The organism is Roseobacter sp. EG26, from assembly GCF_049830555.1.
Lineage (GTDB): Bacteria > Pseudomonadota > Alphaproteobacteria > Rhodobacterales > Rhodobacteraceae > Roseobacter.
The window spans coordinates 709,547-736,429 of sequence record NZ_JBNBLH010000001.1; the positions used below are offsets into that span (position 1 = coordinate 709,547).

The window sequence follows — 26,883 nt, forward strand, 5'->3', positions numbered from 1 at the left end:
TGTCCTTCTCATCCAATGACCGTCACTGGCACCGTCGCGCTCATGACGAGGTTCGCCGTTGAACTTCCAAAAATGCGTTTCGTAATGCCGCCCTCTGAAGATCGGCAAACGATGATCTGATGGCCACCTTCTGTCTCACAAATGTTGTTGAGCGTGTTGGCCACGTCCCCATGGCGCACCACGCCGGATGCTGCGAGGCCTGCCTCCTTGAGCGCGGCAACGGCCGGGCTCACGACCCGCTCCATTGCCGTTGAAATCTCTTCTTCACGGCGCTTGTGCCGCTGTGCATTCTCTTCGGCAGTCTGGAAAGAATACGGTGACCATTCGATCACGTAGGCGACCAATAGCTCGCAGTCGCCAATCCTCTTCGCCAGATCCGTGGCAAATGACAGAGCACGGTCTCCCGACCCTTCTCCGTCTGTGCCAATCACCAGTTTTGTGGTCATTTTTTGTCCCTTTGTTCCCAAGTTGGTTGGTTTGTTTTGTGTAACCCAGTTTCAACGCATACGTGTTGAACGGCAATCCCCAATTACTTAGAGGCAGGTGGTCGCTCGCACGTTACGTGATCTCCCATACTAGGCAATCTGACCGGAATTTGGAGCTTAATTCGCCAGTATTTCGGACGATCGCCCTTATTTGAGGCATTCTACAGGAAATATGACTAGAGCCCGTACAAAGCGGTTGCTGAGCTGAGATAGTAATTTTTGCAATATATTGCGTATGGCGAGCTAGGAATGAGGCACCCGATCCTGGGTTCTATTTCGGGGCAGAACGATCATTGGTTGCGTAAAAGAGCGCCTGGAACGGTCCCATTGGTAGCAACAAACGGGTCGGAATAGGCTGGGTTTCTACCGGTCATTTGTTTGTTGTTTCGAGGCAGCAGCAGTATTCAAATGCGCATATTCCTCGTAAAGTTCTAAAAGTTCATAGCACTGTCGGTATGCTAAACGGAGTGAGTGCTTCGCTTGTGCTTGGCCGGCCTCAGAAATAGCGATCTTTGATCAGATAAAAATGGACGGAGAAGGGTACGGCTGCGCTTTTTTTGGGTTGTTTCCTGTGATTGGTGTCGATAGGACGGTCGACGGAGACGTGGCCGAGTGGTCGAAGGCGCTCCCCTGCTAAGGGAGTAGGCCCGGAAGGGTCTCGAGGGTTCGAATCCCTTCGTCTCCGCCACCAAACACAAGCGTCTTTTCGGGGTAATCAAGTTCCCCGCTGTCATGGATTGTTCATAAAAGTGTTACGAGCGGTTAATTCGCCGATCAGGATGAATTCACAGCATCTCAGCAATCATTGATCCACCGGTTGCCCCTGACGGGCAGTCAATTGTCAAGGATCATACAATGCCCGAACACGTTGTCGCCCCCGAAACCTTCATTCGATTTGCAATTAACATCGGTGCCATGGTTTGCTTGATTTTCGGCCTGTTTTATCGTCGTTACCGCGACAAGGAACTGGTCACGGCGGCCTCGCTATTCAATGTCTTTGCGTTTGGTGTGCTGACGGTGCTGTCCTCGGTGGAGTTCAGTCTGGCTGCGGGCTTTGGCCTCTTTGCGATCCTTGCGCTTTTCACGTTGCGATCCGAGCAGATTTCAAAAGTCGAAATCACCTATTTTTTTGGCTCGATTGCAATTGCCGTGATCTGTTCCATTCAGGGAACCGGTCTTGCCTTTGTGGCCGCTGTCGTATCGCTCGTCCTTTTGGGCGCATGGTTGTTGGATCACCCGCGGATGCTGCAATCCTCTGATGGTGTGAAAATTACATTGGACAAGATCGACGCGCACGCGCTGTCCGATCCCGACGCGATGCGAAAAGACCTGTCTTCGAGACTGGGTGTCGATGTGATGTCCTATCAGATCACCGCGCTTGATTACATAAACGACATGGCGCGCATCAACGTCTTTTACCGCAACTGATCCGCCTGAGATAAACGGATACTCCACTGAGAGGACAATGCGATGGACCGCATAATTGCCCGAACGCTTGCAGGTTTCGACGTTATCAATCTGGACGATCTCAATGGCAAAGCTGCCATGCTGGAACGTCTCGACAACAAGTACATTCTCACGGCCAGCGCCCTGGGGCCTGCCCTGATGCAATTTTCCGAATACTTCGAAGTGTTGGAAATTGAGGGCAAGCGGGCCTTTACCTACGCCACCAGATACTATGACGATCCGGCCAGACGCAGCTATTACGATCACCTTCAAGGTCGCCGCAAACGTTGCAAGGTTCGGATTCGAGAGTATGTGGATGCCGGTTTCAGCTTTCTTGAAGTAAAGCTGAAGGACAAGCGCAAGGTCACGGTGAAGAAGCGCCTGAAGATTGCCAATCGGGCAAATGACCTCAACGAAAGCGCGTTGAGCTTTATCGAAGATCAGTATTTTGGTCTCTATGGAGAGTGTTTCAACAAGACGCTGCACCCCGTCATTGCCATGCAATACGAGCGCATAACACTGGTGGCCAAGGCGGGCGGTGAGCGTATGACCATCGATACCGGTCTGCAATTCGAAGCCAATGGGATATTCCGCAAAGTTCAACCCGAGATGTTCATCGTGGAAACGAAATCCGCGCGCGGGAATGGTCTTGCCGATAAAATCCTGCGCGGGTTTCACCATCATCCGACCAAGCGTTGCTCGAAGTACTGCATTGGGATGGCCTCGACCGGCGCCGTAACGCGCCACAATGGGTTTTTACCCGCGCTTAGAAAGCTGCAGCTGGCAAATTCGCGATAGTATGGAGGGATCAAAGCGCGGATGTCAGGCGACATTTCGGATGGCCCTGAAACGGCCATCCGCTTCAGGGCCATCAGTGGTTGATACATCTGCTCGACCGGTGACCGTGTAAGAGGGTGTTTGCGAAACCGCGCAACGCCTCCAAGCCGGTCCTCTCTTTTGGTTAACTGCAAAAGGTTTAGTCGTCAGTTGTCAGCCACCAGAAACGCCAGGGCAGGGCAATCGCAGCGACCACCAGCCCCAGAGTATACCCTGACCAAAGCCCGACGGCCCCGAAGTCGAATACAAACGCCCACAGATAGCTCGCCGGGAGTGCCAGCGGCCAATAGGCCACGAGTGTGATCACCGTGGGCAAGGTCATATCAGACATGCCTCTCAGCGCGCCGAGTGCTGTGCCCTGTACGCCATCTGCGATCTGAAGGAGTGCTATCAGGATGAACAGCGCGACGGCCAGATCGATCACAGCGGGATCTGTCGACATGGTTTCGGCCATTGCGCGGCCCGCCGCGATAAAGAACACGGCGGCCAGACCCTGCCAGAGCGTGACCATGGCAAGGGAAGCTTTCAGGATGGGGCGAAGCCGGGCTTGGCGACCGGCGCCGACGGCTTGACCGACCCTTATGGAGACAGCGCCCGCCATCCCGAGGGGTATCATGTAGGCCAGCCCTGCCATCGCGTTGACAATCTGGTGCGCTGCAAGAGCTTCGGCCCCCAACCAACCCATCATCAGCCCGACGGCGGCGTAGGCCCCGCCTTCTCCGGCATAGCCAAGGCAAAGCGGTAGAGCTTCCTTCAATTGCGCCCAGACATCACTGCCTGCAACCCTGACTCTCTGGCGGAACATTGCGAGCCCGCTCGATTGCGATAGAACCATCCAGGCCGCGACCAATGAAACGCATTGTGACAGGATGCTGGCCAGTCCCGCCCCGAGAATCCCGAGTTCCAGAATATGGATCAGTGTGTAGTTGGCGGGCACGTTGAAAAGGACGCCCAGATAGGACAAGCCCACCGCAGTCCATGGGCGGTCCACGGCGTCAAAGAGCGCTTTGAGCCCGAAGAAGAGTGTGAAGGGGACAATCCAGATTGCCATTGAAATCCAGTAGGGCAGGAGGATCGACAGCACTTCCTGGGGCTGGCCCAGGGGGCCCAAAAGCGGGTAGAGCGCGATCATCAAGAGGGCTGCACCCACGCCACCAACGAGGCAAAGCAGCAAACCGCTGCGCAAAGCAAATGCAACGCGGGCTGGATCACCAGCACCTTCCGCCTGGCTGATCTGCACTGAAATAACGGTGATGACACCCCAAAGTGCTGAAATCAGAATGATCAGCACCGCCGTTGTCACACCTGCGGCGGCCAGCGGCACCGTCCCAAGAGGGGAGATCATGGCCGTGTCGACGACGCCGATCAACAGGGCGGCTGCCAACCCGACCATGAGTGGGACGGCCAACCGGATAAGGGGCCAGAATTCGGCGCGCGTAGACGCCTGATGGATAAGGGATGAATGTGTCATGGGTCACCTGCCGGGGTGATGCCCGGCGTATAAGTCGCTCGGCGAAGCCTGTGCTTCGATTTATGCTGGGGCACTTAGGCCGGCGACGGGAAATCCATGAGTTCGGTCCTTTGAGGATCAATTGTTCGGGTCGTTTACGGTATTTGACATGCGACGTCCAGATCGTACGACGCATTCTTTCCGGTCGCCCGTAAAATGCGGGCCGTTGCGCATCCGTTTTTGCCGCTGGCATCGCGGTGGTTTTTTTTGGGGCAAGTATTTTGCGGTGTTCGATGAAAGCTTCATGCCAGGGCAAAGGTCTTGCTCCATCCTTCAACAGATAAGGAGGGGGCATCTGAGGGTCGAGATGGCGTTGCGTTGCCTCGTGAGACCCAAAATGTCGAAAACGGCACGAACCGGGGCAGGGCCCTTCAGCGAGGCTATTGCACGTTCCGCCCTAATCCGACGTTACATTCCATGTGACAAGCTCATCCGACGTCAGAATGTAAATCTCATCGGCAGGTGTCGCCATGGCCGGGCCCATGATCCTGAGATCGATGCCCATGGTATCAAGGTGCATTAGGACTTCAGCCTGCCCGCGCTGGATATCCTCCACGGCAAGAAATGCCGGAAGTATCGTGGATTCGCCAAAGGCGTGCTGGTGGACCCCAATGCGTGCGTTTTCCGCGATACTTCGCTTGACGCCGCCAACAAATATGTAGGGGCAGGCCGACAAACAAACTGTATTGTCCAAAAGCCGGGTCTCCGCTCCGATCTCGCGAACAGCACGCCCGATCTCGAGCGCATCCGATACACTTCCGCCCGGGCTATCGAGAAGCAATGTTGCCGGAGCAGTGCTCCGAAGCTCGTCGACAATTCGGCTTGCGTCGCCCGGCGCAATGGCACCGCGTAGTTGTAACGCCGTCGTTCCGTCGATTTCGACCTCTTCCGCGCGTAAACGGCTGGGCATGTCGGGATCAATCCCCGGTCCGGGGTTCGAAGGATCGCGCGTTCTGTACCGCCGCGTCTGATCGCCTGGGCTTGTCCGCAAATCCAGTTCTGGCTGGCTTGACGGTGACAGGAAACGCGGCACGGCGGGTCCGATGTCGATAATGATCAACCCCAGGGCCAGAGCGATTTGCCCGGTCAGCAGCCACCGCAAGGCCCGCTTTGTAGCGTTCGCATCGTGGTCTTGGGCTGCGCTCATTCAGCGGCCTCGCGCGGAGATTTGGTCTCCGGTCGATGTTCTTGAATAAGAGGCGCGCTGACCCCGCTTACTTCCGCGGCCTCGATGTCACGCAGAGCCAGCACGGCGGCCCGCAAATCGGCTACGGTCATTGCATCTTCTGGTGGCGCAGGTTCGCGGCCAGCGCGGATGGCGGACTGGGCAACCGCGAGAATGAGCACAAGGACTGCGGGCAACAAGTCTATCGCGATCGCACCTGCCCAGGAGGGCGCAAAGTTGTGGGCATAGCGGATCACCGCGTCGGCGGTTGAAATAGGTGTGTAGATGACCTCGGCAGCGGGTTCGAGTGCGCGCACTTCGGCTGCCGCCGCCTGAAGTGTTTCGGCCCGTTTGGCGAGAACTTCCAGCAAGGAGGTGATTGTGGCTTGCTGGGCAGCCACCCCGCCTGCATTGCCCGCGTCAAGGCGCGGCAGCACCACCGATTGGGCCAGATCGCGCGCGGCGCGGTCGACAAGCGGGGCGACAGAAAGCTGGCGCAACTCGGTGATGACCCCGGCCAGCCGAACAGATTCCTCCGAAAACTCCACGGCGCGTGCGTCAACCGGTCCCGGTGCTACAATCAGGGCCCGCATTCGGCTGAGGGTTGCGTTGCCCTCGGCGAAAGCGGCCGCAACAGGCGCGTCCTGCGCGGCGATGAGTTCTTCAAGCGCTGCAAGTTCGTCCGACTTTTGGGTCAAGACGCGGAAGACAGCGCCGCGTCCTGCGAGGCCCGACAGTCCGCCCCCCGCTTCTTGCTGGGACAGGTCCTCAAAACCCTGTCGGCTCCGACCAACGTCAAGGCCGAGTGCTTGACCCTGCAGCGTAATCTCATGCGCGCGTTCCAGAGACGACTGGTAATCCTGAACTGTGCGCGCAAGATGCTGTTCGACCGCCGCTGAACCGGCCAAAGCGGCGGCGTTGAGCCAGGAAGACATCGCGATGATCGCGGCCGACCCAATGGCCATCGCGATGACCAGCCACAGCCGCGTCGCCGCCGTTTGCATGGTTGGCAACAACCGCATCAGGTAGGACCAGAAAACAAAAATACCGGTTGATACTGCGGCGCTATATGCGACGGCTGCAAAAAGTGCCAGCGCGCCACCATCATCGAGCAAGCCCCGCACACCAAGATATGTGTATATGCCGGAAGCCACAGCGAGAACGCCAAGAGCTGCGGAACTGAAACTGTTCAGCCAGGTCAGATGGCCTTCAACTTCGCGGGCATGGCGTAAACCACGTGTACTGTCACTCATCACGATACCTCCGCAACTTAGGATGGGCACCGAGAGGTCGGAAAGCAAGGTTTCAAATCCGTGATGTTGCGGGGAACCTCGCCGACGTCACATGCAACTTTGCGATATGCGTCTCGTCTTCAGGCAGATGGATTTTCATGATCCTCGTTCGGATCTTCTGATATTCGGGGCAGGGTCAGTTCGACCGTTGTCCCTTTGGGCTCGCGATCAAAAATTTGCGCAGATCCGCCGTGCGCTTCAGCGATCGACAGCACGATTGGCAGACCCAGACCCAAACCGTCGATGTATTGCCCGGCTGCATTGGAACCACGGAAAAATCGTTCAAAGGCGAGTTCCTTGTCCTCATCCTTCATGCCCGGTCCGTCATCAGCGACGGAAATCTGGATGACGTCGGAACCTGAAACCAAGGCGACCTCAATCGTATTTCCGCCATGGCGCCGCGCGTTTTCCAGCAAGGCCAGGACCGCTTGCTTGATCCGCTTGCCGTCGAGCGAGATTGTTGTCGCATGGGTTGGCAAGGTCAATTTCGCGTCCAGTCCGGACAAAGTGACAGCATCGCGTATCAACCTTGAAGGGTCGACGGTTTCGCGTGAGAGGCGCAGTGAGCCGGATTCCTTGCGAGAAATGAACAGCAAATCACTGATCAGATTGGCCGTGTGATTCGCCGCCAGACGCGCGCGTCCCAACGCCTGTTTATATTCTTCTATTGTTTTGTCTGATCCGCGCAGCGCGACATCGCTCTCTCCCTGGATAATTGTCAGCGGCGTGCGAAGTTCGTGGCTGACATCGGCAAGAAGCAGACGGCGGTTTTCTTCGGATTTTCGGGCCTCGGTCAGCAACTCCTCCAGCTTTTCGGTGCGTTGCTGGACCGCTTGTTCGAGCTCAAGATTTTGCGTGGTCAGGCTTCTTGTCCGTGCAGCAACGACCTCTGACATTTCATCCAGAACCGCTGCAATCTCCGAAAGCTCGCTGCGCCCCCTGAGGTCAATTCTTGTGGAAAAGTCACCCGCTGCGAACTTTCGCACACCATCCAGCAGATGTTTGAACGGATGCGTGAACTCGCGGCGGAAAATCATGAGTGTACTGATCGTGATCAGCAGAAACACTGCGGCCAGCCCGTAGGAAATCAGCCGCACAAGCGCCATCTGCGCGCTGGCCTCGGCTTCGGTCTCGGCGACCTCTTCCTCTTCTTCCTCCAGAGCGACGGAGATTAGCTCACGAAAATCGCTTTTGATGTTGTCATTGAGAACCAGTGAGAGATCGCGCCAATTTGATCTCACATCGCCGATATCTTCGTGTGCCAATGTCCGGTCGAACAGTGACGTCAACTCTTCGATGACAGCCTCAACTTCAATCAGGTGCTCAAGGTCTTCGATCTCTTCGTCCCCAACCAGCTGAATTTCCTTTTCGATTGTCTCCCGGATATTGGAGATGTGAACGCTGAGCCGTTTGGATATCTCGTTTACATCCTGCACACGGTCGGAATCGCCTACCAGGAGCAGATCTCCGAACCTCTTGAAAAGCAGGTAGGTATCTGTCGCCAACTGCAGATGTTGTTCGTAAGAGGTGTGGGCAAGCGAAATCCGATAGTTGTGAAAATCGCTCTGTTTGGCGGCCCAGATTGCAACCGACACGCTGGCCGATGCGACCAGCAGCACGACAAATGCAAATATGCTGACGATGTGAGCAATCTTCATTTTGTTCGCGCTTCCTGTGTGAGGGGTGGAGTGGAATGTCGGTGTGTTAGCAGTTCGGTACAGTCTTGGGGGCAGTAAAACGTACCGCACATGATAACATCCGGGCCGCCTGTCAGACTGATACCCCGATCCATCTGAACACGCCCTGACCGGAAGATGAACAATTGATGAACGAAGGCACGGGCTTTGAAAAGCCGTTACGCGATCTTCAGGATTTGTTCATGTGGGCGTTCTGAGACGTTAATCGGGCTGACAAGCTGAATTTATCAACAAGGGTCAAATTGAGGGAACCGAAACCAAACAATCGAGAGACCTATCATGACCTTCCAATCCAATCCGACTACTCAACTCGTTTCGGCCGCGAAATGGGCCTTCACGACACGCCGTGTCAGCAAAGGGGATGCGGTGGCGCTGACCAAAGATTATGCGCGCGCGGTGGCTGGTGACTTGGTGCTGTGCCAGATTCTGGAAGTCGGGCAGCACAAGAATATTCAGCTGTCTGACCGCCGCAATTCAACGAGCTATCCGGGTGATCTGGTTGTGCTTTGCTTGGGTGATCGCTACGCACCTGATCAATTCTTGTGCCGCGCCGAAATCCATGATGGCCCCATGCAACTCGCCGCAGGCGGCGGGATCGTCGGCATCGTCGAACAATCACACGCGCGTATGCGGCCCCCAACAGCGGTTATGCCTCTGGGATTGCTGACCAACGCCAGCGGTAAGGTCATGAATGTTTCCGACTACGCATTGCCCGCGAAAGCCCCAAATAGAGACGTGACAGTTTTCGGTGTTTTCGGAGCGTCGATGAATTCGGGTAAAACCACTGCCGCCGCGAGCCTGGCACATGGGTTACGACGGGCAGGGTATCGTGTCGCCGGGATCAAAGCGACCGGTACAGGGGCGTTTGGCGATTTCAATGCTTTCGAAGACGCGGGCGTGCCAGTGACAGATTTCACTGATGCAGGCATGGCCACCACTTACAAAATGCCGCTGGAGCGCATCGAGCGTGGCTTTGATACCTTGGTTGCAACCGCAGCGGCGAACGGTGCCAACATGGTCATCGTTGAGATTGCGGATGGGGTTTTCCAGCGGGAAACGCGCGCCATTCTCAACAAGTCCCGAATTCGCGAGCGGCTTGATGGCATCTTGTTCGCAGCCCCCGACGCACTTGGGGCCTTTGGTGGCGTAACCGTTCTTGAACGTTACGGTCTCAGTCCTTTTGCCATCTCAGGCATGGTCAGCTGCTCGCCGCTCGCGACAGCAGAAGCTGCCGAAATCACCGGGCTGCCCATTCTCACAAGAGAGCAGCTTTGGGACCGTTCGATGGTCACACAACTGGTCCGCCCCTATGTGCGTCAGCCAGAACTCTGTGCGGCCTCATGAACAAGCTACCAAAAATCTTGGCAAGCGACCGCATTCTTGATGCGGTCGCCCTCCCGTTACTCAGCGTAGGTCAGGCGGTTTTTCTTGGGATTGGCGTCTTTGCAACCCGCGAAGCATTCGGCGCTCTGCATGAAGGCGTGCAATTGCAAAACACGACGCTCTGCAAGCTTGCGGGCTCAGGCATTCTGGCTGTCGGGCTGGAATTTCTCCGTCGTATTTGCGCCGAACGGCTGGGCCAGAGCTACGCGAGCAGCCTGCGCGTTGGTCTCTATCGGCATCTCGCCGGTATGCAGAAAAGCGAGTTGGACGCGCGAAGACTAGGTGCACTATCCCTCCGCTTTGTCGGGGATCTTTCTGCTGCGCGTAACTGGTTCGGATGGGGTTTACCAAGGGTCGTCTCCGCAGCCATCGTGCTGCCCGGCGCATTACTGGTGTTTTGGCTTCTGGATCCCGGCATCGCGTTGACCAGCAGCGTTGTGCTGGGTCTTGCTCTTTTGTTCATGGCGGCGGTGGCAATCGGGTTTGAAAGGCTCCACCTGAGACTGCGAAGCCGACGTGCCCGCATTGCAATCGCCATGATGGAGCGTATTTCCATAGCGCCGCTCCTTGATCTGATGGGAAGAACCGAACAGGAGTTGAAGGCTCTGGAAGAAAGCGGGCAACAACTCCGCGAGGAGGCAACGGCGCGCGCGCGAAGGGCCGGCGCATTGAGCGCGATCCCGCAGCTGGGGTTGACCACTGCCGGCGCGTTGGCGCTGTGGCAGGCAGCCCAGTCCAGCACGGCGCCGGGCACCGTTGCGGCGATATTGTCAATGTTGGGGGTACTGGCGCTGCCGCTGCGTGATCTGGCAATGTCGTGGGATCAGTATAACGGCTGGCGTATTGCCAAAGGCAAGGCTTTGAGACTTTTCGACAAACCCAGCCGGTTGCGCGAACAAGCTTCTGCCATCGGGCCTGTGGGGGTCACGGTCTCGGGCATTCTTGGCGGCAAGTGCGTTTCGCTTTCGGTTCCCGCAGGCTCAATCGGCCAGTTGCAAGGGGGCAATGCCCGAAGCCGATCGATACTGGCGATGCTGATTGCCGGGTTGGATACCGATGCCGACCTGAAAGTCGACTACGGAACAGGAACTGCGGTATTGCCGCGGATACATTTCATTGGCGATACGCCGGTGGCGTTACAGGGTAGTCTGAGGAGAACGCTGACACTGGGCATTTCCCCACGGCCGGCGGGTAAGAGCATTGCCAGAATCGCGCGCGCGTTCGGCCTTGGTGAGCTGCTGCCGCGGGGTCGCAAATCATTGAGGGGGCGGGTCGCCGAAGCGGCGCGAAATCTCAGCACCGCTGACAGTTTGCGGATTGATCTCGCTCGCATAGCCTTGGCCAAACCTGACCTGGTGATTATTGATACTTCGCGGTTTGCAGCGGACCCGGAATGTGAAAAACTGCTCAAACTTTTGTCGGATCACGTTGAAAGCACGATTGTCGTTGTCGATCGCCGGGGCTCTGATGATCAGTCTTTCAGTTTCCGGGCCAATCCAACGCGTCCCGCCGCAGGCCAAGACCTCAGTTCCGATCAGGCGTTCTGACGGCGAGCCTACTTTAGAGAATATCGACGGCGGATCGAATATCACATATCCGACCTTTTCTCGAAACCGATTGAAACGATCAAGCTGCCGATGGCGGAGGACGCTGTAAAGTCAAACGGGCGCCAAAATCAGATCGATGTGGTGCGATTCCGCACCGAGCTCGAATTGCAGAATATCCGCTTTCGAACGAGCCCAATAATATCTTATCTTATTAATTGCTTGGACTTTATGGTGCCCCCACACGGACTCGAACCGCGGACCTACTGATTACAAATCAGTTGCTCTACCAGCTGAGCTATAGGGGCTCTAGGCGGTCGTTTAGTCAGTTTGATCGCACCGTGCAAGAGGGGAAATCATCTTTGTTTCGGTTTGAATACCACGCTCTCCCAAGCTAGCGTGTCGTGAGGTAATTTCCTGGGCTTGACGCATTATGCAACTGGTTTTCCACACTGGCGCTCATTTTACAGAAGAAGAGCGGCTCATGAAATGCCTGTTGCGCAACAAGGAGGCCTTCAAGGCGCGAGGTGTGGCAGTTCCTGGTCCTGGAAAGTACCGTCGTCTGTTGCGTGAGACCATGAATGCGATGGCAAGCTCTGATGCGTCCGAGAATGCGCGAGAGGTTTTGCTGGACGCTATTCTGGATGACGAAAACGCGGACCGCGTCTTGCTATCGAACGCGCATTTCTTTGGCGCGCCCAGAGCAGCGGTGCGCAGAGGCATGCTTTATCCCAATGCGCCTGAGCGGATGGTCTACATGTCTGAAATTTTTGGCGAGGATCAGATCGAACTGTTCATGGCTCTGCGCAATCCCGCCAGTTTTCTGCCCGCCGCATTTGCAAAGTCACCGCGCGACGGGCTGGGGAGTTTCATGGGCGGCGTAGACCCCCTGGCAGTCAGATGGTCAGACACCTTGCTGCGTATTCGCGAAGCAGCCCCGGAGGTATCCATTACGGTTTGGTGCAACGAGGATGCCCCCCTCATTTGGTCCGGGATCATTCGCGACATGGCCGGGCTCGAACAGGGCGAAGAGGTCATCGGCGGATTCGATCTGCTGACGGAGATCATGGTGCCCGAAGGAATGGTCAGGTTTCGTCATTACCTGGAGACACATGCCGACATGACCGAAACCCAGAAACAGCATGTCGCGGTTGCGTTTCTCGACAAGTTCGCCAGGGAAGATGCGATCGAAGAAGAGCTCGATATGCCCGGCTGGACAGACGAGTTGGTGTCTGAGCTGACCGAGATTTACGACGAGGACGTTCTGGATATTGCGCGAATTTCGGGCGTGAAACTGCTGTCACCCTGACAGGTTCAGGCCTCTCTTCCATAAAAGCCCATGCGTTCCTCTTTGGTGAACATCACCCCGGGCCGGTCGTAATAGGTGAAAACGGTGACAATTCGCGGCACCTGCCCAATGACGGGGGCGACACGATGCGCGGTATTTTTTCCCTTGAAGACATTCAGGGTACCGGCCTCCGCCCTGAATGACTTTACCTCCGGATCGTCGCCGTTCAAAAGTTTTGCGACACCGTCGTAGTTTGGATCGTCATCAGTGCGCAGCTCAGAGCGATAGATGAATTCGCCCCCTTCCAATGGGGCCTGCAGCAGCAATGTGGTGGTGAATTGCGATCTGTCGAAGTGCCAGTTCAACCCCCACCCTTCAGGATACCCCATGACGTTGAAGCGGGCGAGGGGGTCAGGCATGGGATAAAGGGCGTCGTGATCCATGGTGCAGGCGAGAAAGTCAGCCAAAGGTTGCCAGGAATAGATGTCGTCCACTGGCGTGCCTTCGCACTGGTCCGCGCATAGCGTGTAGTTACGGGTTTCAACTTCCTTCAATGCAGGATGCCCCGCAGGCAAATCCGGCATCGGCTTGAAGTAGATGTTATGACGGCGCGCATGTGTAAATGCCTGCCGCGCGTTGAGCCGCGGTGATGTTTCAGCGACGGTTCTGGCGATCGCTTCCGGCAGCATGAAACCTTCGAGGTTGAACATCCCATCACGGGCGAGGTCTGCCTTGCACTGTGCGACCAGCGCCTTGCAGGCAGTACTTTCGGGCAGATGCAGCGGGTAACGATCCAGATCAATGGGCGGCAACATGGCACTTCCTTTTCAAGCTGATGAAAAGGGACCTGAGCCGGCGCGCGCGGTCAACCACCATTTCGCCGCGCGATGTCGTTTTTTTAGACTAAAGCGCCACGGCCTGACCTGTGGCTGCCGATTGCTGAGCGGCCATGCCCATTCTCACCGCCCAGAGCCCGTCCTCAAAAGATACGTCAGGTTGAGAGCGCGCACCGCGCAACAAGGCCAGAAAACCCTGGTGTTGGTAAAAGGTCGATCCGTTATGATCACCGGCTTTGAGCAACGTCGGATCGACAGGGATTTCGCGGATTTCTGGGCGTTTCGGTGCGCGGGGGCTGATTTCAAGAATTGGCGTCGGTGAAGGCCCGAGATCGGCAGGCCAGAACCGGGTGGGGCCGGGAACATGGGCCTCGATCTTTCCGGTGGCACCCACTGCGGAAATGACCTCCTGATAGCGTGCGCCTTCAGCAAACATGCAAAGCTCCAGCAGCGCCCGTGCACCGCCCTCGAAATCGACAATGACGTAGCCGTTGTCCAGAATGTCGGGCACGGCACCGTCATAAGCTTCGTCCAGATGGTTCACATCCTGCCCGGCACTGGCCATGACGCGGATCGGATCGGTGCCGATAATCAGGCGCATGAGATCGAAGAAATGGCAGCATTTCTCGACAAATGTGCCGCCGGTCTGCTGGCTGAACCGGTTCCAGTGGCCAACCTTTGGCAAAAAGGGAAATCGGTGTTCGCGGATCGTCAGCAGTCTGGTGCCGCCGGTCACAGCGTCTGCGTCCTGCAGCAGAGCGGCGATGGGCGGCATGTAACGGTATTCCATCGCCACCCAGATCGGCGCGGGATAGGAGGCTGCAATCTGCGTCAGAGTGGGAATGTCATTGGGATCGGTGAGCAGGGGCTTTTCCACCAGCAAAGGCAGTGGCCGTTTGGCGGCAATTTCGGTGATTTGTGCTGCGTGACAGAAATTCGGGCTGGTGATCACCACACAATCCAGTTCAGCCATGGCCAGCAGATCGCCCAGGCTCTCCACGAATTTCGCATCCGGCGCAAGCTGCGCCGTGATTGCGCGCATCCCGGCATCGGGTTCGAAAATCGCGGTTACAGCGGTGTCCGGCAGCAGGGCGATGTTCTTGATGTGCTCCTGGCCCATCATGCCGCAGCCAATCAGGCCGTATCGCGTGGTCTTGGTCATTGGGGTGTCCTTATTTCAGCCGCTGTACGTAGACGGCTTTGGTGGTGTCAAACCATGTGCGTGAGAATTCGATCGAATGGGGCTGGTCGGACCAGCTGAACCGTTCAATATATCCGCTGGGCTCGCCCAACGCCCCGAAAAGGGACGGGGTCCAGTCGGGCAGGGTGCCAATGCTAACCCGGTCTTCTGCGCGTGTGATCCAGAAATGCAGGCGTTTCAGATAGGTGTGATAGAGAGAATCGGACAGCAGATCCGCGCTCAACTCTCCGACGCTGGCATCCAGCCAGATTTCTTCCACCGCAATTGCTACATCATTGAGGTAGCGCTGCCGCCGGATGCGGGTCGCGCGATTGCTGGTGCCAAAGGGCGGCAGATCGGAGGGTTTGATCTGACTTTCGACTGACAGGATATCGGCTGTGGGCAGGCCGCCGCCAGACAGCAATTCAAGCCGGAACATGGCATAGACACCGGCAGCCTTGGCCGATTTGCGGATGTAGTTGCCCGACCCCTGCACCCGGCGCAGCAGGCCTTTGCTTTCAAGATCTGCCAGCGCCTTGCGTAATGTCCCGATGGAGGTGCCAAGCGCCTGCGCCATCTCGCGCTCTGGCGGCAAACGCTCACCATCCAGCAAGCGACCGGCATCAATGTCCCGGATGAGCAGTTCGCTCAACTGGATATATTTGGGCAGGGCGTTTGTATTTTGCTGGGACAGGGCCATCGAACAGTGCCGTGGAAATTGAGAATTGATACACCATTGATCTACCAGTTTGCGAATGCTATTCAAGAGGAAATCAACGCAATCCGCGCAAAGGGACATTTATGACGATCGTGCCGGTAACCTCAGCTGATCTGGATGCGGCAGAAGTGTCGTGGTTTTCTGCGCTTTGCTCGGATGACTATCAGTTTCTGGGCGTGCCGGATGGTGATTTGCGCTCAAGCTGGGCGCATTGTTCTGACATCGTGAAAACCGCAGAAGCACAGGGGTTCCGCAACATCCTGTGTCCGTCTTCCTATCAGGTGGGGCAGGACACGCTGAGCTTTGTCGCAGGATGCGCGCCGATTACGTCGAAAATCAACCTGCTGGCGGCGGTGCGTTGCGGCGAAATGCAACCCATCATGCTGGCGCGCACCATCGCAACACTCGATCACATGCTTGAAGGGCGTCTGACGGTCAATATCATCAGTTCCGATTTTCCCGGTGAAAAGGCAGACAGCAGTTTCCGGTATCAACGGTCGCGCGAGGTCGTCGAGATTCTCAAACAGGCCTGGACACAGGACGAGATCAACCATCAGGGCGAGGTCTATCAATTCTCCAGCGTGACATCGGACCCGGCAAAACCCTATCAGACCGGAGGGCCGCTGCTCTATTTCGGGGGGTATTCTCCGGCCGCACTCGATCTGTGTGCGGAACATTGTGACGTCTACCTGATGTGGCCCGAGCCCAAGGAACAGATAGCAGGCCGGATGCAGGCGGTGCACGCCCGCACGGCAGAAAAAGGCCGGACGCTGGATTACGGTTTACGCGTGCATATGATCGTACGCGACACCGAAGCCGAGGCCAAGGAATACGCGGATTACATCGTCTCCAAGCTGGATGACGATTACGGTCGCAAAATCCGTGAGCGCGCTCTGGATGCGACTTCTCTGGGTGTGTCGCATCAATCTAAGAACCGCGATATTGCCGATGAATTTGGCTATGTAGAACCGCATCTGTGGACAGGTGTGGGGCGCGCGCGGTCCGGCTGTGGTGCGGCGCTGGTGGGGTCTGCCGATCAGGTCATGTCAGAGATCGAAGCCTATCAGAAAATGGGCATTCGCGCGTTTATCTTTTCCGGCTATCCCCATATTGATGAAGCCGAACATTTTGGTCGTTTGGTGATGCCGCATCTGAAAACCTGTTCACTGCCAGAGGCTTACGGACGTGTGCCGACCGCGGCACCCATGACACCGCTTGCCGCAGGAGATCGCCGCTGATGGACCGTGTAGCCCTTTCCGACACGCTTGAATTCAGCCGCATTGTCTATGGCATGTGGCGGCTTGCCGATGATGAAAACACATCGCCCGAACATGTGCGCGCCAAGATCGAAGCCTGTTTAGCCCAGGGCATCACGACCATGGATCAGGCCGATATCTACGGCGGCTATGTCGCCGAAGAAGTGCTGGGCGCCTGTCTGAAACAAAGCCCGGGGCTGCGCGACAAGCTCGAAATCGTCACCAAATGCGACATCGTCGCGCCGATTGGCAAGTACAGTGACCGGCGGGTGAAATATTACGACACTTCAGCTGCGCATATTCAGGCCTCCGTCGAGGCGTCGCTGAGCTATATGGGGATTGAGCAGATCGACTTGCTGCTCATTCACCGGCCCGACCCGATGATGGATGCCGCCGAGACCGGTGCAGCCCTCGACGCGCTGATCCAAAGCGGCAAGATCCGGGCCGCAGGCGTATCGAATTTTCGCCCCTGGGACTGGGATTTGCTGCAATCGGTGATGAGCAACCCTCTGGTGACCAATCAGATCGAAGTGTCGCTTGCCGCGCGCGACAGTTTCACAAATGGCGATCTGGCGCATCTGCAACAGCATCGGATCAGCCCGATGGCCTGGTCGCCGCTGGGCGGGGGCAGTTTAATGACGGACAGCAGTGATCTGACCGCAAAAATGGACCATGTGGCAGAGGCGCAAGGTGTGGATCGTGCCGCCGTCGCCGTGGCCTGGCTGCTGGCGCATCCGGCGGGCATCTTGCCGGTCATGGGCACCAATACATTGTCGCGGATCGCCAGTTTCAGCGATGCGCTGCGTGTGGAAATGGACCGCCAGACATGGTTCGAGCTTTATGAGGCCGCAAACGGTCAGGAGGTGCCATAATGGCAGATGGTTCACGTCAGATGACGCAATTGCGCCCTTTCATGCCCGCCGCAGCTACCGCGCGCCAGTTTCGTGACGCACTTGGCCAATTCTCAACCGGTGTGACCGTTGTGACGGCGCAGACACCGACGGGTCCGATCGGCATGACGGCAAATTCGTTTTCCAGTATTTCGATGGATCCGCCGCTAGTGATGTGGAGCCCGGCCAAATCATCAAGCCGGTTTCAGCACTTCGAGGCTGCGAAACATTTTGCGATCCACGTCATGGCCTCCGAACACGAAGATATCGCCATGGGCTTTGCCCGTTCCGGTCAGGCTTTCGATGGGTTGGACGTGGAATTGAACGCCCAAGGCGTGCCGTTGCTGGGCGACTGTCTGGCGCGATTTGAATGCAGCACATACCAGATACACGACGCAGGCGATCATGCGATCGTACTGGGGCGTGTCCTGTCAGCTGCTTCCCGGGAGGGGGAGGCGCTGATTTTCTGCCAAGGCCGTTTCAGACGGTTTGACAACCGGCCCTAAACACGGGCCAATAACACGAACGGCGCAGACCGTTTGAAAGCTCGCAAAAGCGGGCAACAGGGAGGAGGCTCCGATATGGGAGCACTGCTGGCGGTGATGACACCGCTCCGGCTGGTGAATGAGGCGTTGCTCACCTTGGGCAGGGCCATTGGCGTGTTCGCTGTGGCGGCCATGGTGGTGGCGATCCTCATTCAGGTGTTTTACCGCTATGCGCTGAACAATGCGCTGCCCTGGCCCGATGAGGCCGCACGGTTTTGTATGTTGTGGATGACGGGCCTGATGGCGCCGACTGCCTTTCGGCGCGGCGGTTTCGTGGCCATCGACACGCTGATCCGCCTTTTGCCGGTGCGGCTGGGTGCGCTGATCAGCCTGTTTCTGCTTTTTGTCAGCCTGGGTGTGCTGATTGTCGCGGTGCAAATCGGTTGGTCGGAAGTCACTGGATTTGCCGGGAAATTCGCAACCGCCTCGCTTTATGTTCCTATGGATTTGAGTTTCGAGACCTGGCTGCGCGTCCCGCGTAGCTGGATGATGGCTTCGCTGCTTTTGGGAATCATCCTGCTGATTTCGGTCAATGTGGAACTGATCCTGCGGGCCATCGTGAAAATGATGGGTGGCGAAGCCCACTTGCCCGCCATATCGCTCGAAGAACAAGTGGGAGCTGAATGATGCTGGTCTGGTTCCTTCCGCTTTTCCTTGTCTTCCTGATGATCGGCTTGCCCGTGTTTTTCGGCCTGCTCGCAGCACCGGGTATTCTGCTTTGGCTGAACGGGCAGGAGCGCGACATCACCCTGCTTTATCGCAACCTTTACAATGGGATGGACAGCTTTCCTCTCATGGCGATCCCCTTCTTTATGCTGGCCGGAGAGTTGATGAACCGGGGCGGGATCACCATGCGGCTGGTGGAATTCTCCCAGGCCATGATGGGGCATTTTCGCGGTGGTCTGGCGCATGTGAATATCCTGTCGTCGATGCTTTTTGCGGGTCTGTCGGGCTCAGCCGTGGCCGATACCTCCGCGCTGGGGTCGATGCTGATCCCCGCCATGGAAAAACAGGGCTATACCCGTAAATTTGCCGCCGCGATCACTGCGGCAAGCTCGGTGATCGGCCCGATCATTCCGCCCTCAGGCATCATGATCATTTATGCCTATGTGATGGGGGAAAGCGTTGCGGCGCTGTTTCTGGCAGGCATCGTGCCCGGCGTTCTGGTGGGCGTCGGACTGATGCTGATGGTCAAATACCAGGCCGACAAATACGATTTCCCGGTGGCCACAAAAAAGCATACATGGGGGGAACGCGGGCAGGCGAGCCTGAAGGCTTTCTTTCCGCTGCTGACGCCGGTGATCATTCTGGGCGGTATCCTTGCGGGTGTCTTTACCCCCACCGAAGCCGCCGCCGTGGCCGTGGCCTACGCGCTTTTCATCGGTATCTTCGTCATGCGGACGTTGAAGATCAGCGATTTGCCGGATGTTCTGAACCGCGCCGGGATCACATCCGCCGTTGTTCTGCTGCTGGTCGGTGCGGCGATGGCGTTCAAAACCGTTGTCAGCCTCAGCCACGCACCCGAGGCCATGGCGGAATTCGTGCTGGGTCTGACCAGCAATCCGCTGATCCTGCTTTTCCTGATCAACCTGCTCTTGTTCGTGGTGGGGATGTTTCTCGATGCCGGTCCGGCGATCATCATCCTTGGCCCCATCCTTGGCCCCATCTTTGTCAGCCTCGGGGTTGACCCGATCCACTTTGCGATCATCATGAGCGTCAACCTGACCGTGGGTCTGGCCACGCCGCCCATGGGGCTGGTGCTTTTTGTCGCCTCATCGGTATCGGGTGAAAGGGTGGAAACGATCTCCAAGGCGATCCTGCCATTTCTGGCAGTTGAAATTCTGGTGATATTCCTGATCACCTATGTGCCGGCAATATCCATGACAATCCCGCGTCTGACGGGCTTTGCGAATTAATGAAAAACCAACGGGAGAAAGCTTAATGCTGAAAAACACTCTGAAATCACTGACTGTGGCGGCCTTGCTGGCCGGGTCGACCATCGCTGCATCCGCAGCCGATTACACGCTGCGGGCCACGGCCAACTCCAACGAAAACGACGAAGACTACGATGGTCTGGTGGTTTTCAAGAACTATGTTGAGGCCGCGTCCAACGGGGCCATCGAGGTGGAGCTTTTCATCGGCACGCAGCTTTGCGGCAATGGGGCGGAATGTCTGCAGGGCGTGGCGGATGGCTCCATCGACGTCTACATCTCCACATCCGGTGGGGCGTCGGGCATTTTCCCTTACGTGCAGGTGCTGGATCTGCCCTATCTGATGGCCGATGACCGGATCGCAGAGGCCGTTCTGACGGGCGATTTCACCCGCAAGCTGCGCAGCATGGCGTTGGAGGATTCCGGCGATTCCATTCGTCTGATGACCATCGGCAACACCGGCGGCTGGCGCAATTTCGCCAATACCAAGCGCCGCGTGGCGGCCCCGGCAGACATGGAAGGGCTGAAAATCCGCACTGTGGTTGCCGATCTGCCGCAGGAGCTTGTCAAGGCACTTGGCGCGGCACCGACACCGATCCCGTGGCCCGAGCTTTTCACCTCCTTCCAGACCGGCGTGGTTGAAGGCTCCAAAAACGGCATCACCGACATCATGGGCATGAAATTCCCCGATGCTGGTCTGAAATACGTGACCCTCGACGGTCACGCCTACATGGGCGCGCTGTGGTGGATGAGCAATGCGCGCTTCATGGAGATGCCCGAAGACATGCGCCGCGTGGTTGTGGATGGTTTTAGCGCCTTGCAACAAGCGACATTCGCCTCACCCAAGCGCAAATCCATTGCCGCCTATGAACAGTTTGTCGCCGAAGGTGGTGATCTTTATGTGCCGACACCTGACGAAAAGGCGGCGTTCAAGGAAGCTGCTGCACCGGTTTATGACTGGTTCAAAGGCAATGTCGGTCGTGGCGAAGAAGTCTTTGACGCGCTGACTTCAGCGGTTGCGGAAGCCGAAGCCGAGGTCAATGCGGCGCGCGCGGCTGACCTGAACTGAACAGGACGTGGGGCGGTCTTATTGGGCCGCCCCATTGTTACCGGAACGGATACATCCAGACCTTGTAATCTGCGACCAGAACATGCGCCTTTTCGATCTCTTCCCGGGTCATCTTCTTGACGATCTCTTCCAGACTGATCGCCGCATCCGGGTCACCGCCGATGGCCGACAACGTGTACCACATATAGGCGCGCACCAGATCGACAGCGGGCAGGCCCCGGCCCACCTCATAGTACCAGCCAACACCAGATTGCGCACCGGGATGACCCTTCATCGCCGAGCGCAGATACCATTCGAACGCGCGGGTATCATCGCGCGGCACACCCAGCCCCATGGCGTACATCACGCCGATCAGTTCCTCCGCATCGGCATTGCCCGACCGTGCCGCAGGCCAGAGCGCGTCATACGCCGCTTCAAAGCGGCCTTCCTCCATCATGTCGCGCGCCTCTTCAATCTCGGCAAAGGCCGGAGTGGCAAGCAGCAGGGTGGCAAGAAGTATGGCGCGCATGGTCTGGTTTTCTCCTGTTTGGCCACCGTTGCCGGGGCAGGGGATCTGCCGCCGCCGCTGACTGCCGCAGATTTTCTGGAATTCGACAAGGCGCAGGCGGCGCTGGGTCACTCCTTGTTCTACGATACCATCCTGTCGGGCAACCGGAATATTGCCTGCGCCCATTGTCACCACCCTGATTTCGGCACCGGCGACGGGCTGTCGCTGGGCATCGGCGAAGGGGGTGTGGGGCTGGGCCCGAAACGCACCACCGGCACAGGGCTGTCGCGGATCGCCAAACGCATCCCCCGGAACGCACCTGGCCTGTGGAACCTGGGCGCGCGCGATCTTGACGTGATGTTTCAGGACGGTCGGCTGAGCCGGTCGGACATCTTTGGCAACGGGTTCAATTCACCGGCTGAGGAATGGCTGCCCAAGGGTCTGAATTCGTTACTGGCGGCACAGGCGGTATTTCCGCTGGTTGCGCAGTTTGAAATGGCGGGTAATCCCGGTGAAAACGAGATTATCGGGGCAGTGCATGACCGGATTGACGCCGCCTGGCCGATCATCTCCAAACGGGTGCGTATTGACGAAAAATACGGCCCCTGGTTTGTCGCGGCCTTTGATCATATCGACGCGTCCGAAGAGGTGAGCATCGTCGAGATTGCTAATGCCCTTGCCGCTTTCATGGCGCAGGAATGGACCAGCATCGACAGCCCCTTTGATCTCTATCTTGCCGGTGACACATCCGCGCTCTCGTCGGATCAGCGGGCGGGCATGGCGCTGTTTTATGGCAAGGCAGAATGTGACAGCTGCCATTCCGGGCCGCTGATGACCGATCAGGCGTTCCATGCCTTGGGTTTGCCAGCCTTCGGGCCGGGGCGCACGCGCGGCTTTGACCCCTACGCGCGCGATGTGGGCCGCATGGGCGAAAGCAATCGCCTTGAGGACGCCTATGCGTTCCGCACGCCCATGCTGCGCAATGTGGCACTGACAGCGCCTTATGGTCATAACGGTGCGCATGCGACGTTGGAGGCCATGGTGCGCCACCATCTGGATCCGGTGGCGGCGCGTGCGATCTGGACGCCAGGGGATGCGCATCTGCCTGACGCCCCCTGGCTTGCCGCTACGGATTTTGTCATTCAGTCCGACCGGCTGGAAATGGTGCGGCAACGCCGTGCGATCACGCAAAAGCCCCGTCATCTGGAGGATGCCGAGATCAAACAGATTGTGGCCTTTCTGGAGAGCCTGACCGGGACGACGGTTGATGATCCGCCTTTTGGTGTGCCCAAGTGGTTTGAGCCTTAACGCGCAAGGGCTTTGGCCAGCGCGTGGTAGGAGGCTTTGGGCGTGCGTTGCAGAGTGTCGAAATCCACGTGGATCAACCCGAACTGTTTTTCATATCCCAGCGCCCATTCGTAGTTGTCCATCAGGGACCAGAAGGTGTAACCCGCCAGCGGCACGCCGTCTTCTATAGCTTTCCGGGCGGCATTTACGTGCTGGTTCAGGTAGTCGATACGTGCCTGATCCGGCACATCGACCGCGTCCGGGTTTGCCATGCCGTTCTCGGTGACGTAAAGCGGCAGGCCTTTGGTGTAGGTTTCATGCACCCAGTTCAAGAAGTGGTGCAGCCCCTCGGGATAGATTTCCCAGCCCATCTGGGTCTTGGGCAGGGGGCCCGGCACTTCTGTGTGCGCGGGCCAGGCACCGTCAACGGGGGCGATGCGTTTGCAGGTGTAGTAGTTCAGCCCGCACCAATCCAGTGGCTGGCCGATCAGGTCGAAATCATCCTGCCAGCCTTTCGGCATATGGGGTGCAAGGCCTTCCATCACGTCCTCGGGATATGCGCCTTTGAACAGACCGCCCAGAAAGAAGCGATTGTAATAGCCGTCATAAAGCCGCGCCGCCTCAGCCGCCTGCGCGCTGTCATCCGCCGGGTGCGCGTATTCGAAATTGCACACGGCGCCGAGATTTTTCACTCCCAGCGCCCGCATGGCCTGAATGGCACGCCCGTGACCGGTCAGCACGTGGTGCATCGCATGAGCGGTCGCGCGAATGTCGCGCAGCCCCGGGGCGTGATGGCCCATGAAATGCGACAGCCACCCCACACACCAGGGTTCATTGATGGGGGCCGCACTGAAAACGCGATCGCCGATGCGTTTCATGATCACCGTGGTGTAATCAGCCAGCCAGTGCGAGATGTCGGGGTTGCGCCAGCCGCCCAAATCCGCAAGTGCTACCGGTAATTCCCAGTGATAAAGCGTGACCATGGGGTTCAGCCCGCGCGCCAATAACCCGTCAACCAGCCGGTCGTAGAAATCCAGACCTTCGGCATTGGGCTGACCCCGCCCGTCCGGCAGCACGCGTGCCCAGCTTGTGGAAAACCGGTAGGCATCCAGCCCAAGCGCCTGCATCAGGTCGAGGTCTTCGTCCATGCGGTGATAGTGATCGCAGGCGACATCCCCGTTTTCGGCGCGCACCACATTGCCGGGTGTCGCGGCGAACGTGTCCCAGTGGGTTTTGCCCGCACCCCCGAACTTGTGGCCTTCGATCTGATAGCTGGAGGTAGCTGCGGCAAACTGGAAGCCTTCGGGAAAATCCGACCTGTTGAACTTCATGATATCCCTCTTACCCTACCGGCCCGGTTGACATGCCAATGACAAGTTCTGCGTCCCAAAGCTCCGTTTTGATTTGAGGCGTGGGGGCCATTATCTGCTCCATCAGCATTTCGGCACAACGCCGCCCCGCATCGCGCACGGAAGAGCGCATGGCGGTAAAGATCGGGGTCTCGGTCCCATTGGGCAGGTAGGAGATTTCATCGTCATAACAGAGCACCGAGACATCGCGCCCTATCTTCAGCCCGCGCTCTTCCAAGGCACGTCTGATGCCCAAAGCCGGCACAATCGACGATGTCACAAAAGCGGTCGGTGGGTCCGCACTGGCCAGCAACTCAAGCGTCGACTGGTAGCCGTGGGGTTCATTCATCTCTCCCGAGCGCATGATGGTTTCATCCGCTGCCAGGCCTGCCGCTCTCAGTGCTGAAAGATAACCGTCTCTGCGCCGTTGGGCGAAATCCATACGCTCCTGACCGTTGATCAGCCCGATCCGGCGATGTCCAAGATCCAGAAGATATTGGGTTCCCGTCTCGATTGCCCGGGTATTGTTCACGTCCATCCATGAATAGGGCAGGGTCACTTCCGAGGCGCGGCCGTGCACCAGAAACGGAATGTCCAGATCCGCCAGAAACGCAATCCGCGGATCATTACGGGCAGGTGAATGCACGATGATCCCGTCCACAGCCCCTTTTTCCGCAACCCCCCGGTAGGCGCTTAATTCGTCCTCATCGCGCACCACGGTCAGGGTCATGTTATAGCCGTGCGTTGAATAGACCTCTCCAGCGCCTGCAATGAAATCCGCGAAAACGATGTTGACCATTTCGCTTTGCTTGGAAAAGGGGATGATATGCCCGATGGACATCGACCGCCCCGTGGCAAGCGTTTGTGCGCGCACATTGGGACGGTAATTGTAGAGCTGCGCGGCTTCCGCGACGCGCTTTCGGGTGGCTTCATTAACTTCCGGATAGCCGTTCAGGGCTCGGCTTACGGTCGTCTGAGACAGGTTCAGCCGCTTTGATAGTTCTCGTAAATTCATGACACCTGATTGTCTCTGAGCGCAATTTATCCGGCTTAGCCTATGCACCGTTGGGCTGTAGGTCAAAGCGGAAACACGCTTAAATCTGCGCAATATCCCTATCGCTTTGAATCCTATTGCGAAACCCAACCTTAAGTTGACAGAATTGTCTGCGTAGGTCACTTTTCCGCTATCCAAAGCGCTTTGAAGTGATTCTTAACGCTCAAATTTTGGGACAATCAGTGGCGGATCAAACGCCACACCGGGAGGAAATGATGAAAGCACGATTTTATGCTGGCGCCGCGGCGCTGGCTCTTTTCGCAGGTACGGCCCACGGCGATGGCCACCAGCCATTTGCGGTTGGTGAGGGCGATTTCAACTGGGACAGCTACAATGCAATCGCGGATGCCTATGACCTGAGCGGTCAAACCGTCGAAATCACCGGACCCTGGACCGGCAATGAGAAAGAGAAAGTCGACAAGGTCTTTTCCTATTTCACAACGGCGACCGGCGCGACCGTCAATTATTCCGGTTCCGACAGCTTCGAACAGGACATCGTGATTTCGACACGATCCGGCTCAGCGCCCAATCTTGCAGTTTTCCCGCAGCCCGGTTTGGCGGCTGATCTTGCAAGCCAGGGATTACTGACCCCATTGCCGGAAGGATCGGCAGACTGGATCAAGGAGAACTATGCGGCTGGCCAGTCCTGGGTTGATTTGGGCACCTATGCGAATGCCGATGGCGAGAATGCCACATACGGGCTTTTCTACCGCGTCGATGTAAAGTCTCTGGTCTGGTATTCCCCGGAAGCTTTTGACGAAGCGGGCTATGACATTCCCGAAACCATGGAAGAGCTCAAGGAGCTGACCGACACGATCGTGGAAGAGGGGGGCACACCATGGTGTATCGGCCTGGGGTCCGGTGCCGCCACGGGATGGCCGGCAACCGATTGGGTTGAAGAAATGATGCTGCGCACGCAGTCACCGGCAGACTACGACGCCTGGGTGTCCAACGACATGAAGTTTGACGATCCCAAAGTGGTCGCGGCGATGGAAGAGTTTGGCTATTTCGCGCGAAACGATGCGTATGTGGATGGGGGCGCCTCTGCGGTAGCGAATACCGATTTCCGCGACAGCCCGGCGGGCCTCTTTTCGATCCCGCCCAAATGCTACATGCATCGGCAGGCGTCTTTCATTCCGGCTTTCTTCCCCGAAGGAACGGTTGTGGGTGAGGATGTCGACTTCTTCTATTTCCCGGCCTATGCGGAAAAAGATTTGGGTAAACCTGTGCTGGGTGCGGGAACGCTCTTTGCCATCACAAATCCATCGGAGGCCACAAACGCCTTCGTTGAATTCCTCAAAACACCCATCGCGCACGAGCTTTGGATGGCGCAGGGCGGCTTCCTGACACCGCATGCCGGTGTCAACACCGCCACCTATGCCGAAGACAGCCTGCGTGCTCAGGGGGACATTCTGCTGAATGCAACGACATTCCGGTTCGATGCCTCCGACCTGATGCCCGGTGAAATCGGGGCCGGGGCCTTCTGGACCGGGATGGTTGATTACACGACAGGTGCCGATGCCGAGGCCGTGGCCAAAGGCATTCAGGAACGCTGGGACGCCATCCAGTAAATCTACAGGCGCAGACCGGTCCGGAGCGGTCGGTCTGCGCGTAACGCCATCTGAAGTATTGGG

The 26,883-nt window shown here is 57.5% G+C and carries 24 protein-coding genes and 2 tRNA genes; 14 read left to right on the forward strand and 12 right to left on the reverse strand.

Going from position 1 to position 26,883, the window contains the following annotated elements:
- Positions 1-8: 8 nt before the first annotated feature.
- The gene (locus ACOTTU_RS03530; protein ID WP_298912200.1) at positions 9-446 is read right to left on the reverse strand and encodes a universal stress protein; all 438 of its coding nucleotides are present in this window, start codon (positions 444-446) and stop codon (positions 9-11) included.
- A 637-nt stretch (positions 447-1,083) separates the two neighbouring features.
- On the opposite strand from ACOTTU_RS03530, the gene ACOTTU_RS03535 reads away from it, so the two are divergent.
- The 3 genes from ACOTTU_RS03535 (at position 1,084) to ACOTTU_RS03545 (ending at position 2,729) form a co-directional block, all read left to right on the forward strand.
- A tRNA-Ser gene (locus ACOTTU_RS03535) sits at positions 1,084-1,173 on the forward strand.
- Positions 1,174-1,340: 167 nt separating this feature from the next.
- Positions 1,341-1,913: a DUF4956 domain-containing protein gene (locus tag ACOTTU_RS03540; RefSeq protein ID WP_298912198.1), complete on the forward strand. Its 573-nt coding sequence runs from the start codon at positions 1,341-1,343 to the stop codon at positions 1,911-1,913.
- A gap of 42 nt (positions 1,914-1,955) precedes the next feature.
- Positions 1,956-2,729 carry a polyphosphate polymerase domain-containing protein gene (locus ACOTTU_RS03545; protein WP_298912196.1) on the forward strand — a complete coding sequence of 258 codons (774 nt, stop codon included), beginning with the start codon at positions 1,956-1,958 and terminating at the stop codon, positions 2,727-2,729.
- Between the two features lie 178 nt (positions 2,730-2,907).
- On the opposite strand, the gene ACOTTU_RS03550 is transcribed toward ACOTTU_RS03545, so the two are convergent.
- The 4 genes from ACOTTU_RS03550 to ACOTTU_RS03565 all read right to left on the reverse strand — a co-directional run bounded on the left by ACOTTU_RS03550 (position 2,908) and on the right by ACOTTU_RS03565 (position 8,393).
- On the reverse strand, positions 2,908-4,239 hold the full coding sequence (locus tag ACOTTU_RS03550) for an MATE family efflux transporter (RefSeq protein ID WP_298912194.1): 1,332 nt from the start codon (positions 4,237-4,239) through the stop codon (positions 2,908-2,910).
- Positions 4,240-4,675: 436 nt separating this feature from the next.
- A complete protein-coding gene (locus ACOTTU_RS03555) occupies positions 4,676-5,425 on the reverse strand; it encodes an ATP-dependent Clp protease proteolytic subunit (protein ID WP_425656096.1) in 750 nt (249 codons plus the stop codon).
- Positions 5,422-6,696, reverse strand: coding sequence for a hypothetical protein (locus ACOTTU_RS03560; RefSeq protein ID WP_298912188.1), 1,275 nt, complete (start codon positions 6,694-6,696; stop codon positions 5,422-5,424). Before ACOTTU_RS03560 ends, ACOTTU_RS03555 begins: the two co-directional genes overlap by 4 nt.
- A gap of 119 nt (positions 6,697-6,815) precedes the next feature.
- Positions 6,816-8,393 (reverse strand): sensor histidine kinase, encoded by a 1,578-nt coding sequence (locus ACOTTU_RS03565; RefSeq protein ID WP_425656097.1) that lies wholly within the window; start codon positions 8,391-8,393, stop codon positions 6,816-6,818.
- A 318-nt stretch (positions 8,394-8,711) separates the two neighbouring features.
- Here ACOTTU_RS03565 and ACOTTU_RS03570 point away from each other — a divergent pair, with 318 nt between their 5' ends.
- Both ACOTTU_RS03570 and ACOTTU_RS03575 read left to right on the forward strand, forming a co-directional pair.
- Positions 8,712-9,776: a hypothetical protein gene (locus ACOTTU_RS03570; protein WP_425656098.1), complete on the forward strand. Its 1,065-nt coding sequence runs from the start codon at positions 8,712-8,714 to the stop codon at positions 9,774-9,776.
- The gene (locus tag ACOTTU_RS03575) at positions 9,773-11,362 is read left to right on the forward strand and encodes an ABC transporter transmembrane domain-containing protein (protein ID WP_425656099.1); all 1,590 of its coding nucleotides are present in this window, start codon (positions 9,773-9,775) and stop codon (positions 11,360-11,362) included. Before ACOTTU_RS03570 ends, ACOTTU_RS03575 begins: the two co-directional genes overlap by 4 nt.
- Before the next feature lie 229 nt (positions 11,363-11,591).
- Here ACOTTU_RS03575 and ACOTTU_RS03580 read toward each other — a convergent pair.
- Positions 11,592-11,667: transfer RNA gene (locus ACOTTU_RS03580), tRNA-Thr, on the reverse strand.
- Between the two features lie 176 nt (positions 11,668-11,843).
- Here ACOTTU_RS03580 and ACOTTU_RS03585 point away from each other — a divergent pair.
- Positions 11,844-12,668 (forward strand): hypothetical protein, encoded by an 825-nt coding sequence (locus tag ACOTTU_RS03585; RefSeq protein WP_425656100.1) that lies wholly within the window; start codon positions 11,844-11,846, stop codon positions 12,666-12,668.
- A 5-nt stretch (positions 12,669-12,673) separates the two neighbouring features.
- On the opposite strand, the gene ACOTTU_RS03590 is transcribed toward ACOTTU_RS03585, so the two are convergent.
- The 3 genes from ACOTTU_RS03590 to ACOTTU_RS03600 all read right to left on the reverse strand — a co-directional run bounded on the left by ACOTTU_RS03590 (position 12,674) and on the right by ACOTTU_RS03600 (position 15,363).
- Positions 12,674-13,462, reverse strand: coding sequence for a HalD/BesD family halogenase (locus ACOTTU_RS03590; protein ID WP_425656101.1), 789 nt, complete (start codon positions 13,460-13,462; stop codon positions 12,674-12,676).
- 88 nt (positions 13,463-13,550) lie between these two features.
- Entirely contained in the window at positions 13,551-14,645 is a 1,095-nt protein-coding gene (locus ACOTTU_RS03595; RefSeq protein ID WP_425656102.1) for a Gfo/Idh/MocA family protein, read from the reverse strand.
- Between the two features lie 10 nt (positions 14,646-14,655).
- Positions 14,656-15,363 carry a GntR family transcriptional regulator gene (locus ACOTTU_RS03600; protein WP_425656103.1) on the reverse strand — a complete coding sequence of 236 codons (708 nt, stop codon included), beginning with the start codon at positions 15,361-15,363 and terminating at the stop codon, positions 14,656-14,658.
- 101 nt (positions 15,364-15,464) lie between these two features.
- Here ACOTTU_RS03600 and ACOTTU_RS03605 point away from each other — a divergent pair, with 101 nt between their 5' ends.
- From ACOTTU_RS03605 to dctP, 6 genes are all read left to right on the forward strand, one after another.
- The gene (locus tag ACOTTU_RS03605) at positions 15,465-16,619 is read left to right on the forward strand and encodes an LLM class flavin-dependent oxidoreductase (protein ID WP_425656104.1); all 1,155 of its coding nucleotides are present in this window, start codon (positions 15,465-15,467) and stop codon (positions 16,617-16,619) included.
- Entirely contained in the window at positions 16,619-17,509 is an 891-nt protein-coding gene (locus tag ACOTTU_RS03610; RefSeq protein WP_425656105.1) for an aldo/keto reductase, read from the forward strand. The genes ACOTTU_RS03605 and ACOTTU_RS03610 overlap by 1 nt, the downstream gene beginning before the upstream one ends.
- A gap of 20 nt (positions 17,510-17,529) precedes the next feature.
- Positions 17,530-18,033 carry a flavin reductase family protein gene (locus ACOTTU_RS03615; RefSeq protein WP_425656460.1) on the forward strand — a complete coding sequence of 168 codons (504 nt, stop codon included), beginning with the start codon at positions 17,530-17,532 and terminating at the stop codon, positions 18,031-18,033.
- Positions 18,034-18,108: 75 nt separating this feature from the next.
- Positions 18,109-18,699 carry a TRAP transporter small permease gene (locus ACOTTU_RS03620; protein ID WP_425656106.1) on the forward strand — a complete coding sequence of 197 codons (591 nt, stop codon included), beginning with the start codon at positions 18,109-18,111 and terminating at the stop codon, positions 18,697-18,699.
- Complete coding sequence (locus ACOTTU_RS03625) at positions 18,699-19,988, forward strand: TRAP transporter large permease (RefSeq protein WP_298912146.1); 1,290 nt, start codon at positions 18,699-18,701, stop codon at positions 19,986-19,988. Before ACOTTU_RS03620 ends, ACOTTU_RS03625 begins: the two co-directional genes overlap by 1 nt.
- Before the next feature lie 25 nt (positions 19,989-20,013).
- The gene (dctP, locus tag ACOTTU_RS03630) at positions 20,014-21,072 is read left to right on the forward strand and encodes a TRAP transporter substrate-binding protein DctP (RefSeq protein ID WP_425656107.1); all 1,059 of its coding nucleotides are present in this window, start codon (positions 20,014-20,016) and stop codon (positions 21,070-21,072) included.
- A 37-nt stretch (positions 21,073-21,109) separates the two neighbouring features.
- Here dctP and ACOTTU_RS03635 read toward each other — a convergent pair whose 3' ends face one another.
- Positions 21,110-21,580: a tetratricopeptide repeat protein gene (locus ACOTTU_RS03635; protein WP_425656108.1), complete on the reverse strand. Its 471-nt coding sequence runs from the start codon at positions 21,578-21,580 to the stop codon at positions 21,110-21,112.
- Positions 21,581-21,598: 18 nt separating this feature from the next.
- Between ACOTTU_RS03635 and ACOTTU_RS03640 the strand changes: the two genes are divergently transcribed.
- On the forward strand, positions 21,599-22,867 hold the full coding sequence (locus tag ACOTTU_RS03640) for a cytochrome-c peroxidase (protein WP_425656109.1): 1,269 nt from the start codon (positions 21,599-21,601) through the stop codon (positions 22,865-22,867).
- Here the strand turns inward: ACOTTU_RS03640 and ACOTTU_RS03645 are convergent.
- Complete coding sequence (locus ACOTTU_RS03645) at positions 22,864-24,177, reverse strand: GH1 family beta-glucosidase (RefSeq protein WP_425656110.1); 1,314 nt, start codon at positions 24,175-24,177, stop codon at positions 22,864-22,866. The two genes, ACOTTU_RS03640 and ACOTTU_RS03645, sit on opposite strands and share 4 nt — an antisense overlap.
- Before the next feature lie 10 nt (positions 24,178-24,187).
- Entirely contained in the window at positions 24,188-25,210 is a 1,023-nt protein-coding gene (locus ACOTTU_RS03650; protein WP_425656111.1) for a substrate-binding domain-containing protein, read from the reverse strand.
- A 254-nt stretch (positions 25,211-25,464) separates the two neighbouring features.
- Between ACOTTU_RS03650 and ACOTTU_RS03655 the strand changes: the two genes are divergently transcribed.
- Positions 25,465-26,820, forward strand: coding sequence for an ABC transporter substrate-binding protein (locus tag ACOTTU_RS03655; RefSeq protein WP_298912128.1), 1,356 nt, complete (start codon positions 25,465-25,467; stop codon positions 26,818-26,820).
- Positions 26,821-26,883 lie beyond the last annotated feature (63 nt).

What these genes read in the sequence shown, in the direction of transcription:
- ACOTTU_RS03620 (WP_425656106.1), top strand. Translation starts at nt 18,109, where the DNA reads ATGGGAGCACTGCTGGCGGTGATGACACCGCTCCGGCTGGTGAATGAG.
- ACOTTU_RS03550 (WP_298912194.1), bottom strand. Translation starts at nt 4,239, where the DNA reads ATGACACATTCATCCCTTATCCATCAGGCGTCTACGCGCGCCGAATTC.
- ACOTTU_RS03645 (WP_425656110.1), bottom strand. Translation starts at nt 24,177, where the DNA reads ATGAAGTTCAACAGGTCGGATTTTCCCGAAGGCTTCCAGTTTGCCGCA.
- ACOTTU_RS03570 (WP_425656098.1), top strand. Translation starts at nt 8,712, where the DNA reads ATGACCTTCCAATCCAATCCGACTACTCAACTCGTTTCGGCCGCGAAA.
- ACOTTU_RS03575 (WP_425656099.1), top strand. Translation starts at nt 9,773, where the DNA reads ATGAACAAGCTACCAAAAATCTTGGCAAGCGACCGCATTCTTGATGCG.
- ACOTTU_RS03540 (WP_298912198.1), top strand. Translation starts at nt 1,341, where the DNA reads ATGCCCGAACACGTTGTCGCCCCCGAAACCTTCATTCGATTTGCAATT.
- ACOTTU_RS03590 (WP_425656101.1), bottom strand. Translation starts at nt 13,462, where the DNA reads ATGTTGCCGCCCATTGATCTGGATCGTTACCCGCTGCATCTGCCCGAA.
- ACOTTU_RS03595 (WP_425656102.1), bottom strand. Translation starts at nt 14,645, where the DNA reads ATGACCAAGACCACGCGATACGGCCTGATTGGCTGCGGCATGATGGGC.
- ACOTTU_RS03555 (WP_425656096.1), bottom strand. Translation starts at nt 5,425, where the DNA reads ATGAGCGCAGCCCAAGACCACGATGCGAACGCTACAAAGCGGGCCTTG.
- ACOTTU_RS03605 (WP_425656104.1), top strand. Translation starts at nt 15,465, where the DNA reads ATGACGATCGTGCCGGTAACCTCAGCTGATCTGGATGCGGCAGAAGTG.
- ACOTTU_RS03585 (WP_425656100.1), top strand. Translation starts at nt 11,844, where the DNA reads ATGAAATGCCTGTTGCGCAACAAGGAGGCCTTCAAGGCGCGAGGTGTG.
- ACOTTU_RS03610 (WP_425656105.1), top strand. Translation starts at nt 16,619, where the DNA reads ATGGACCGTGTAGCCCTTTCCGACACGCTTGAATTCAGCCGCATTGTC.
- ACOTTU_RS03545 (WP_298912196.1), top strand. Translation starts at nt 1,956, where the DNA reads ATGGACCGCATAATTGCCCGAACGCTTGCAGGTTTCGACGTTATCAAT.
- ACOTTU_RS03635 (WP_425656108.1), bottom strand. Translation starts at nt 21,580, where the DNA reads ATGCGCGCCATACTTCTTGCCACCCTGCTGCTTGCCACTCCGGCCTTT.
- ACOTTU_RS03600 (WP_425656103.1), bottom strand. Translation starts at nt 15,363, where the DNA reads ATGGCCCTGTCCCAGCAAAATACAAACGCCCTGCCCAAATATATCCAG.
- ACOTTU_RS03530 (WP_298912200.1), bottom strand. Translation starts at nt 446, where the DNA reads ATGACCACAAAACTGGTGATTGGCACAGACGGAGAAGGGTCGGGAGAC.
- ACOTTU_RS03655 (WP_298912128.1), top strand. Translation starts at nt 25,465, where the DNA reads ATGAAAGCACGATTTTATGCTGGCGCCGCGGCGCTGGCTCTTTTCGCA.
- ACOTTU_RS03560 (WP_298912188.1), bottom strand. Translation starts at nt 6,696, where the DNA reads ATGAGTGACAGTACACGTGGTTTACGCCATGCCCGCGAAGTTGAAGGC.
- ACOTTU_RS03650 (WP_425656111.1), bottom strand. Translation starts at nt 25,210, where the DNA reads ATGAATTTACGAGAACTATCAAAGCGGCTGAACCTGTCTCAGACGACC.
- ACOTTU_RS03565 (WP_425656097.1), bottom strand. Translation starts at nt 8,393, where the DNA reads ATGAAGATTGCTCACATCGTCAGCATATTTGCATTTGTCGTGCTGCTG.
- ACOTTU_RS03615 (WP_425656460.1), top strand. Translation starts at nt 17,530, where the DNA reads ATGACGCAATTGCGCCCTTTCATGCCCGCCGCAGCTACCGCGCGCCAG.
- ACOTTU_RS03625 (WP_298912146.1), top strand. Translation starts at nt 18,699, where the DNA reads ATGCTGGTCTGGTTCCTTCCGCTTTTCCTTGTCTTCCTGATGATCGGC.
- dctP (WP_425656107.1), top strand. Translation starts at nt 20,014, where the DNA reads ATGCTGAAAAACACTCTGAAATCACTGACTGTGGCGGCCTTGCTGGCC.